The 540-nt window shown below is 63.5% G+C and carries 1 protein-coding gene; it reads right to left on the bottom strand.

The genetic code is table 11. From position 1 onward, the window contains the following. Positions 1 to 199: 199 nt before the first annotated feature. Positions 200 to 540 (bottom strand): hypothetical protein (locus IAE50_RS26440; RefSeq protein WP_234467361.1); only part of this gene is annotated, 341 nt, incomplete at its 5' end.

Genomic DNA, 540 nt, shown 5'->3' with positions numbered 1-540 from the left:
AGGACCACCGGGGTACAGTGAAGGCACGGCGGGGAGCTCCGGACGCGCCACAGCGCGGCCTGGTATGGAGGCGCGCAGCGACGGCCTTTTCCACTGCCGGGCTGCACAGACCCGGCATTAACCTGTGGATAACGGCCCGCTGCCCGCGCCGGCAGTGAAAAAAAGGAGGTGGTCATAAATCAACCACCTCCCCTCACTGCTATGCCAGATGTCTGCGCATTTCGGCGGCCCGCCGGTAAACCTCCAGTAGCTGCATGTCCATGTGTTCCGTCAGCATCCCCGCCATTTTCTGCGCCGGGGACGCATCCCGGTACAGATTGTCTTTTGTCAGATTCCACAGCCGCAGATGAAGCTCATAAAGCGCCTCCTCGATACCCGCCACCTGCGTTATGAAGTCACCTGGCGGCGTGGCCGTGGCCGCAGCGCCCTGCCCCGCCGGTGCGGAGCGCAGGCCGGCCAGCAGTTCCAGCACTGTGGCAAAAGAAATCCCCCTCTTCCGCATGATCGCCGCCGCCGGTGCTGCCGATCTGCTCAAGAATG

Origin of the sequence: Kosakonia sp. S42, from assembly GCF_016624785.1 — a bacterium.
Classification (GTDB): Bacteria; Pseudomonadota; Gammaproteobacteria; order Enterobacterales; family Enterobacteriaceae; genus Kosakonia; species Kosakonia cowanii.
This window is presented reverse-complemented; position numbering and strand designations above follow the sequence as displayed.